Source organism: Ferroplasma sp. (assembly GCF_037442045.1).
In the GTDB taxonomy this organism is placed as follows: Archaea; Thermoplasmatota; Thermoplasmata; order Thermoplasmatales; family Thermoplasmataceae; genus Ferroplasma.
The window spans coordinates 1-8443 of sequence record NZ_JBBIRC010000053.1 but is presented as its reverse complement, the minus strand read 5'-3'; the positions used below and the strand labels follow the sequence as shown (position 1 = coordinate 8443).

The window sequence follows — 8443 nt, the reverse complement described above, 5'->3', positions numbered from 1 at the left end:
CTACAATATAATCAGTTGAATAATGCATAAAATCCAATTATTGATTTTAGCATTTTATAAATTATCAAAAATAAATAAAAAATTAATCAAAATCTCAGTAAAACTTTATATTAATACCACTATTTTTTCCATATTCTGAGGTGACCTCAAAAAAACTATAAGATCAGGATTTCTCAGTTTATCAAGAGGCAGTTCTATGCAAAAAAATGTATAACAAAATTACTAAACAAAAGTATACTGATACAGGTAATTAACTATAATCATATTATGTAGTAATATTAAGATCAAAAATTCAACTGAAAGTGCCAGAACGTTCAAATGCATAAAGAAGTATTGCAGAAGAAATACTATATTTCAGGAAAAATGAGATGTATAAAGATATTTTTAGGGTTAAAAGAATATTCATTTAAAAATTCTTATAAATAAATACCATAGCCAGAAATTGAGTGAAAAAGTATATTTTTACAATATTATTAAGCAAATAAATTGATTATGCAACTGAGTAATTTTATTCAGTATAGATAAAACCGTGGTAATTGCTGAAATTATTTATATTTGGAATATGTCATAACAATGGTGTTTTCCATTTATTGCCGAAAACAGGAATAACAAAAATGAATGGGCTTATGTAAAAGATTAACAATAACAGTTAATACTCATTTTTGGATTTACATCCATGATTTTTAACTTTGGCAAAGTGGACCCAAGAAAAAATATTCACAACTTTAAAAGAGCCACTGTAAAAAGAATGAAATACAATGCTTCCCATTTCATCTATTTTATGACAGGAATTAGAACATTTATTATGCCTGGTTATTTCTTTAACCATATGATATCATCCAGTAATGAAATGATGGCAGATTTTGGAGATAAAACCCCTGATTCCAGTGAGTATTTAGATCTTCTTGAATTGAATGCAATGTATCAATACGCGCTGTTAATTTACAGGAAAAGGCATGTAAATCCGAATAAAATAAATTTTTTAACAGGAATTTTTTCTGAAGAGAGAAAAATGTACAGGCTTCTTGCAGATTTTCTTATACAACCCATTGTTAATGCCTTTCCATTTGCCGTCGCGGCTACATTTGATTATTACCAAAATTTTTCGCCAGGGAAACAGTTCGAATATACATTAATTAAATATATAGAAAAAACCGAAATAGACAGTGATGAAGGATCAAGATTTTTTATGGAAATACTTACCTCTGCAGAAAATTCAGCAAAGTGGAAAAGGCGTATGGCTGCATTGGCACATGAATTATATGTGGACAATAAAACATATCATAAATTGTTTGCCATTTTTACAGTATATATTTTATACAGAATTAATAACCATGATATGTCAAAAACACTGGTAGATTTATACAATAAAAGGCCAATTGAAATATCAAAAGAATTGTATAAAAATAGAGAGAAAATCGAAGATTATTTAGCTCTGATTTCCCTGAAGGTCGATCAATGAATCGGAAATAACATTCACTGCACTGTCAATTTCCCTTATGTCAATTACTTCATCACCGGTATGTGATAACTGTGTATTCCCGGGCCCATAAGTTATTGCTGGAATTTTCCATTCATTCCCAAGGGTATTCATATCGCCAGAACCACTTTTAAATATGAGTTTTGGCACCATTCCATTTTTCGATATTCCAGATTTGAATGATTTTACCAGAGGGCTTTTAATGTCAGATATGTAAGGTAGAGTCCTGCTCGCTATATCATATGTATAATTTTCTTTAAGTATGTTTTTCATATAATATTTCATTTCATTTACAATATCTTCTTCAGACCTTGATTTTGGGTATCTTATATCTATATACATGGATGCCTGCTCCGGTGTCATATTATCATACTGGCCACCGTTGAATTTCGTTATTCCGGCTGTGACAGAATTAAAATCCTTATTGCTTCCGTATTTATTCTTTATGGCAGTCCAGAGGTCCATAAGAAGATCTACTGAATTTGCTTCCATCCATGAAGAGCTTGCATGGTGTGTCCCTGTTTTCACACATACTTTCATCAACAATCTTCCTTTATAACCTGCAGTTATGTTCATTGGGCCTCCAGGCTCACCAAAAACAGCATAATCATAGCCACTGTAATTTTTTAATATGTTGTTTATTCCCTTGCTGTCGCTTTCTTCGCCTGAAGCTGCAGATACAAGGATTTTGCCTTTAAACCCCCTGTCCATGGCCTTTCTTGCGCCAAGGATAAGTGCAAGGAGTGATGATTTGGCATCAACTGCACCCCTGCCATAGATCTGGTAAACATCTTCTTTTACTTCAAGCATTCCGGGAACAGTATCTTCATGCCCACATAAGAATACATATGGCTTATCCTTTCCGTTTACAGATATTACATTTAATTCACTGTCTATTACAGGGTTTTCAAAATCAAGCTTCACCATATACTCTTTTATCAATTTGGCTATTTCACCTTCATTGCTACTGGGGGAATAAATATTAAGCATTTCAAGAAGCATATCTTTTGTATTCATTTTTTAGCCTCTGAAATTAGATATTCCGAAATATATCCTGGTATATCTATGCCGGTAACAGGGACTGTATTTTTAAATTCTGTATTGCCATTGACTTCGTTTACAAAGTACCCTTCCTTTGATTCGAGTATATCTATTCCATATATTCCGGGGCCAAGGGCTTTCGCTACTTTGTCTGCAATGTCTTCTATGTCGCCAGTTATTTTAAGTGGCTCGGCCTTTCCGCCAAGTGCTGTATTTGTCCTCCAGTCTTCTCCAGATTTATACCTGTAGATTCCAGCAATGGCCCGATCATTTACAATAAATACTCTTAAATCCCTGCCATACTCATTTATGTATTCCTGTGTATAGTTTATCTGGTATAATGGATACATATAATCTTTATATTCTGATACATCCATTGCTGCGTAATAATCGTTGAGCAGTGATATCATCCGCCCCCAGCTTCCTGTAACAGGTTTTGTTACTGCCCTTCCGTTGAAATCTGTTTTAAAGGATTCAAGAAATTTTTCACTGGTAAAAGAAACAAATGTTTTTGGGATTCTTATATTATTCTGTGATAATATTAAAGAAGTGAACATTTTATTTCCTGTGATTACTGTTGAATTAAAATTATTTATAATTTTATTTCCAGTAAATTCAACATATGCAGTGGAATGAAGGTTTCTGTAATATCCTGTGCTTCTTTGAAGGGAAATTGAACCGAAATCATAATTTGATTTTTCAAGGTTTAAATTCATTTCTTTAACGTTCAATAACTGGACATCTACGTTTTTATCCTGCAGAGATTTCAGTATTGCCCTTTCCTCCCACCGCATTATATCATATAGCATGGAAATTTTCATTAATTTTCACCGTTTTTATATGATAAAATTACATCACTCATAATTCCTGCTGCCTCCTTTAATTCAGAATCGGTTATAACATATGGCGGAAGCATCCTCAATATGTTTATTCCGGAATAAAGAGGCAATACCCCTTTGTTGATGATTTCCATGAATACTGGAAGGAATTTTATTTTAAGCTCTACTGCATCCATCAGACCAAGGCCTCTGATTTCCTTTACAATATGGGAATCTGCAAGCAATTTTTCAAGTTCATCCCTGAATATTTTTCCTTTTCTGCCAACATCTTTTATCAAATCTTCGTTTAATTGTTCTATAACTGCACTTCCTGCAGCCATAGCCAGCGGGTTTCCGCCTGTTGTAGAGGACTGCTCTCCCTTTGCAAGGTTGTCCATAAATTCAGGTTTTCCAGCAGCTACAGATAATGGAAGGCCTCCGCCTATTCCTTTTCCGATTGTTATTATATCCGGTTTGATGCCAAAGTGTTCATGTGCCCACATTTTTCCAGTTCTACCGAGCCCGGATTGTATTTCATCTGCAACAAGTATTATGTTATTATCCTCTGTAATTTTCCTTAATTCCCTTACGTAATCCAGATCCGGAATGTTTATTCCTCCCTCACCCTGGACAGGCTCAAAAAACACAGCTGAAATATCATCATCTTTCCTGATTTTATCCAGGTCGTCCATATTATTGTATCTGATAAATTCTACATTTTTTATGAGAATATCCTTAAAATTTTGCCTGTATTTCTCTGAATATGTTATTGAAAGCGCACCTGCTGTCTTCCCGTGGTATGAATTTGTCATTGCAATAATTTTATGCTTTTTTGATGATTTAATTACCGTTTTTATTGCGGCTTCTATGGCTTCAGCCCCTGTATTTCCAAGGTAGAATTTATTTAACCCTGAAGGGACTATGCCTGAAAGGTTTTTAACAAATTCTTCCCTTGCTTCAGTATATTCAGAAGCATGAGCTATTGATATTGTGTCAAATTGCCTGCATACTGCTTCTTTTATTTTGTTGTTTCTATATCCAAGTATTGCAACGCCATAACCACCCATCAGGTCAATATACCTTTTTCCGTTAATATCATGGAGTATTGCACCATCGCCGTTAAGCACATTTATGGGCAACCTCTGGTATGTGTTTGCTATGTATTCATTTTCATAATTCATTATAAATCACCGTTCCGCTGTATATGTCATGAAATGGATTTGAAATTGTAACCTGTTTCACTCCCATTTCCAGTGCTTCAATTGATGCCATTAACTTTTTATCCATTCCTGTACCTATATATTTCAAAATACTCCTTATGTATGCAGTATCTGCTTTCTCTATAATCCTATCCTGATAGTAAAGCCCATTGACATTTGTAAGAAATGTGAGAGAATCCGCTTTTAAAGATCCAGCAACATAAGCAGCTGCACGATCAGCATCCACATTTAGATAGCTGTCACTGCCAAGTGCCACAGGAGATATTACTGGAATATAACCTGCATCCATCATAGCTTTTAAGGGAGTGGAATCAACACTTTCTACCTTTCCTGTGTATCCTCCATCTATTACCATTTTCCTGTTTTTTTCATTCATTATTACCAGTTTTTCCTTTCTTCTGGCACGGATGGCACCATTTACCGTTATTGCCTTAATTCCGTGTTCAGTTAAATTTAGAACAAGTTTCTCATTAATCAAACTCATAACCATTGTAAATATTTCAAGTGTGTTTTTATCGGTATATCTGCTTCTAATTCCTTCAGGGGACATAATAAACTTTTTTTCATAATTGAAATTTTCGGCATGGGAATCCAGATAATTTCCTCCACCATGCACTATTGCAACAGGTTCATCGAGCTTTTCTACAATAGAATATAAATTATCATTGTTAAGAACCTGTTCAAGTATGCTGCCGCCAATTTTTAAAACTTTCATATTTACACCGGAAAGAGTGATGGCATCATTAAAGCATCATATTCGTTGAAGCCATTCATGATATTCATTGACTGCACTGCATTGCCTGCTGCTCCCTTAATTAAATTGTCTATTGCCCCGAATGATACTATCCTTTTTACATATTTATCAATGGCAAATCCTATATCTGCAAAGTTTGACCCTATTACTGTTTTAGGATCCGGATATTTGTAGTTGCTTTTTTTATCCATAATTAACCTTATAAATTTCTCATTTCCATAGAATTTTCTGAGCTGGGACCACAATGTAAATTCATCGTTTTCTGCATAAATGCTGGATGTTGTAAGTATTCCCCGCACCATATTTACAGAATGGGCAGACAGAGCTATTTTTACCTTCTTTCCAGTTGCATGTTCAAGTTCCTGTTCTATCTCCGGAGTATGTCTGTGGCCTACCGGTTTGTATGCACGTATTGAATCAAACCTTTCAGAGAATACTTTAGATTCATCAAGTCCGGAACCTGACCCTGATGAACCAACTTTCGCATCAACATTAATGATGTTGCTGGCAAGGTCCTGGTTTAAGAAGGGTGCAATACTGTAAATTGAGGAAGATGCTATGCATCCTGGTGTTGCTATGTACTTTGCGTTTTTAATTTCCTCTCTGTGAAATTCCGGCATGCCATAAACAAATTTTTTTATGATATCCGGGTATCCGTGGACATATCCATACCATGGTTTATACAGATCGGGGTTTTTAAGTCTGAAATCTGCACTCATGTCGATGATTTTCACACCGGTTTCAATAAGGTCTGGAACATATTTTATTGATGTCCCATGTGGAAGTGCAAGAAATATCAAATCTACCTTTCCGGCCATATCCAGTGGTGATATATCTTCAAATTTCAAATCTGTCATTCCATAAAGGTCTGGATGAATTCTTGAAACTTTCTCATCTTTATATCTGGTAGATGAAACTGAAGATATTTCAATTTCAGGATGCCTGACAAGGAGGCGCAATAGTTCACCACCAACGTAACCTGATGCCCCAACAATGCCCACTTTAAGCAATTTATTCTCCCCAATCTTCCCCCACATTTTCAGCAGGTTTTATTTCTACTGTTCCGGCATTGATTGAAGCTATTTCATAGCTCATGCCACATGATCCACATTCTATAAGTTCGCCGACCATTGAGTCTTCTGGCACATTTATTTTCTCTCCACATATTTTGCACTTTGTTTCCATTTTTTTCACCTGTTACTGTTCTTTACAAATAGCTATCAATAATCTAGTATTAATAAATATTTGTATTTTATATTGTTATTTTTGACATCTAAAGTTTATTACTATACTTAGATGCCACAATAATGTAATTACTTCATAATATATAAAATATACGAATATTGTATTTTTAGTATGAAATTCGTAATAACAGAATATAAAAAATAAATTTACAGTATCAAAAATTTACGGCTAAAAGATAAAATAATATGATTAATATTAATTATTTTCTGAGATATGAATCGGTTCCGTTAATCCAATCTGACCTTACCGGGCTGAAAATATCTATATCCAGTGTATCTTCCAGCGCTATTGCCTCATGTTTTGTATTTGATGGAATTACAAGAATTTCGCCTGCGCCAACATCCATTTCCTGGTTTCCTATTTTAAAATGTAGTTTGCCCTTCATTATCCATGTAATCTGCTCGTTTTCGTGGCTGTGTTGTGGAACTATATTTCCTTTTTTTATTTCCAGCTGAGCCACCATTACTTTATCACCGTAAACCATCTGCCTGTAAAATTTGTCTGATAACTTTTCCTTTTTTACATCGTTCCAATTATATTTTTTAATCTCTGCCATGATATGTAAAAACATGGCCAGATATAAATTTTGCCAACCGCAGTTATGCCTTAATGATACCGGGGTTATGGTCTTCTGTTTCCCATACAGGAATTCAATAGCGGGTAATTATGCCCCATAATTTCTTCAATACTGGTTTGGCAGGTAATTAATATGTTTTCCTTTCCAGGAATATAAGCTACATGACATCCTTTCCACCATTTAAGCCAGTATTTGGTGCCTGATAGAATTTTCTTTTCTGATCTGCATAACTTCATGATATGAACTTATAAGTTTCCATTATTTTTTAATGATATTATTACAGATGAATATTTCACCCTGATCCGGAATAGGATTTCCAGACCAGGTTTGTTATATTGATTTTATAACACCCCCATCTACAGATATATTTGTTCCTGTAATATATGAAGACAGGCCAGAACATAAAAAGGCAACCAGATTGCCTACTTCCTCAGGTTTTCCAAACCTGCCAAGGGGAATTTCCTTCCTGAATTGTTCTTCTATATTTTCAATTTTATCCCCAGAAATTTTCGCTTTTCTTTCAAAAATATTTTTTAGCCGCTCCGTATAAAAATACCCCTGTGATATTGAGTTAACATTTATATTATATTTGCCCAGTTCAATAGAAAGTGTTTTTCCAAGTGCAACTATGCCTGACCTGAGAGAGTTAGAAATTGAAAAATCTTCAATGGGGTTCTTGGTGGTCATGGAAGTTATAAATATAATTTTTCCTGAATTGGAAACAATCATATCCTTTGCAGACATATTTGCCATTCTAATAGTTGATTTTAATAACATATCAATGCTGTAATCCCAATCAAATTCACTGAGGTTTATGAAAGGTTCTACTTTTGGGTCGCCATAATTCATTATCAAAAAATCTATTTTTCCGAAATGAGAGTGTGCTGATTCTACAACTCTTTTCAGGTCTTCCATTTTTGATAGGTCAGCAGAAACAATATTTATTTCATTTCCCGTTTGCCTTAAGATATCTTCTTTTAACGATTCCAATTTTTCCCCATGTCTTGAGAAAGTGGTCACATTAACTCCATAATCTGCCAGCACAGAAATAACGCCTCTGCCTATTCCAGTACTTCCAGCACATACTATTGCATTTTTATTTTTTAGTCCTTCCATATATAAGAAAATAATTGCCTGCATTTAAATTTGCTTATCCTCATGTGATAATTGCTTTTTATATCTATATTCATGAAATTTGGTGAAAAAAATAAATAGAGATTTACTATATCCAATAATGGATAGGTGGCAGAGAAGCTATGCGTGAGACTGCAGATCTCATCTACTTGGGTCCAAATCCCAACCTATCCT

The 8443-nt window shown here is 34.3% G+C and carries 10 protein-coding genes; 1 reads left to right on the top strand and 9 read right to left on the bottom strand.

Translation table 11 applies throughout. The annotated features are described in order from the left end of the window. Positions 1-676 precede the first annotated feature (676 nt). Positions 677-1462, top strand: coding sequence for a hypothetical protein (locus WKI77_RS06655; RefSeq protein ID WP_337861047.1), 786 nt, complete (start codon positions 677-679; stop codon positions 1460-1462). On the opposite strand, the gene WKI77_RS06650 is transcribed toward WKI77_RS06655, so the two are convergent. The 9 genes from WKI77_RS06650 to WKI77_RS06610 form a co-directional block, all read right to left on the bottom strand. Further along, positions 1430-2497 (bottom strand): M20/M25/M40 family metallo-hydrolase, encoded by a 1068-nt coding sequence (locus tag WKI77_RS06650; protein WP_337861046.1) that lies wholly within the window; start codon positions 2495-2497, stop codon positions 1430-1432. The two genes, WKI77_RS06655 and WKI77_RS06650, sit on opposite strands and share 33 nt — an antisense overlap. Further along, positions 2494-3342 (bottom strand): RimK family alpha-L-glutamate ligase, encoded by an 849-nt coding sequence (locus tag WKI77_RS06645; protein WP_337861045.1) that lies wholly within the window; start codon positions 3340-3342, stop codon positions 2494-2496. Before WKI77_RS06645 ends, WKI77_RS06650 begins: the two co-directional genes overlap by 4 nt. After that, the gene (locus WKI77_RS06640; protein WP_337861044.1) at positions 3342-4520 is read right to left on the bottom strand and encodes an aminotransferase class III-fold pyridoxal phosphate-dependent enzyme; all 1179 of its coding nucleotides are present in this window, start codon (positions 4518-4520) and stop codon (positions 3342-3344) included. Before WKI77_RS06640 ends, WKI77_RS06645 begins: the two co-directional genes overlap by 1 nt. Then, positions 4510-5274: a [LysW]-aminoadipate/[LysW]-glutamate kinase gene (locus tag WKI77_RS06635; RefSeq protein ID WP_337861043.1), complete on the bottom strand. Its 765-nt coding sequence runs from the start codon at positions 5272-5274 to the stop codon at positions 4510-4512. The genes WKI77_RS06640 and WKI77_RS06635 overlap by 11 nt, the downstream gene beginning before the upstream one ends. Before the next feature lie 2 nt (positions 5275-5276). After that, entirely contained in the window at positions 5277-6314 is a 1038-nt protein-coding gene (gene argC / locus WKI77_RS06630) for an N-acetyl-gamma-glutamyl-phosphate reductase (protein WP_337861048.1), read from the bottom strand. Between the two features lie 10 nt (positions 6315-6324). Then, positions 6325-6498: an alpha-aminoadipate/glutamate carrier protein LysW gene (locus tag WKI77_RS06625; protein ID WP_337861042.1), complete on the bottom strand. Its 174-nt coding sequence runs from the start codon at positions 6496-6498 to the stop codon at positions 6325-6327. 259 nt (positions 6499-6757) lie between these two features. Continuing rightward, positions 6758-7114, bottom strand: coding sequence for a cupin domain-containing protein (locus WKI77_RS06620; RefSeq protein ID WP_337861041.1), 357 nt, complete (start codon positions 7112-7114; stop codon positions 6758-6760). 65 nt (positions 7115-7179) lie between these two features. Continuing rightward, the gene (locus WKI77_RS06615; RefSeq protein ID WP_337861040.1) at positions 7180-7371 is read right to left on the bottom strand and encodes a hypothetical protein; all 192 of its coding nucleotides are present in this window, start codon (positions 7369-7371) and stop codon (positions 7180-7182) included. A gap of 94 nt (positions 7372-7465) precedes the next feature. Beyond that, the gene (locus WKI77_RS06610; protein WP_337861039.1) at positions 7466-8251 is read right to left on the bottom strand and encodes an SDR family oxidoreductase; all 786 of its coding nucleotides are present in this window, start codon (positions 8249-8251) and stop codon (positions 7466-7468) included. Positions 8252-8443: the final 192 nt, after the last annotated feature.

Coding starts and splice junctions, on each gene's coding strand:
- WKI77_RS06635 (WP_337861043.1), bottom strand. CDS start 5,274: ATGAAAGTTTTAAAAATTGGCGGCAGCATACTTGAACAGGTTCTTAAC.
- WKI77_RS06610 (WP_337861039.1), bottom strand. CDS start 8,251: ATGGAAGGACTAAAAAATAAAAATGCAATAGTATGTGCTGGAAGTACT.
- WKI77_RS06640 (WP_337861044.1), bottom strand. CDS start 4,520: ATGAATTATGAAAATGAATACATAGCAAACACATACCAGAGGTTGCCC.
- WKI77_RS06620 (WP_337861041.1), bottom strand. CDS start 7,114: ATGGCAGAGATTAAAAAATATAATTGGAACGATGTAAAAAAGGAAAAG.
- WKI77_RS06655 (WP_337861047.1), top strand. CDS start 677: ATGATTTTTAACTTTGGCAAAGTGGACCCAAGAAAAAATATTCACAAC.
- WKI77_RS06625 (WP_337861042.1), bottom strand. CDS start 6,498: ATGGAAACAAAGTGCAAAATATGTGGAGAGAAAATAAATGTGCCAGAA.
- WKI77_RS06650 (WP_337861046.1), bottom strand. CDS start 2,497: ATGAATACAAAAGATATGCTTCTTGAAATGCTTAATATTTATTCCCCC.
- WKI77_RS06645 (WP_337861045.1), bottom strand. CDS start 3,342: ATGAAAATTTCCATGCTATATGATATAATGCGGTGGGAGGAAAGGGCA.
- WKI77_RS06615 (WP_337861040.1), bottom strand. CDS start 7,371: ATGAAGTTATGCAGATCAGAAAAGAAAATTCTATCAGGCACCAAATAC.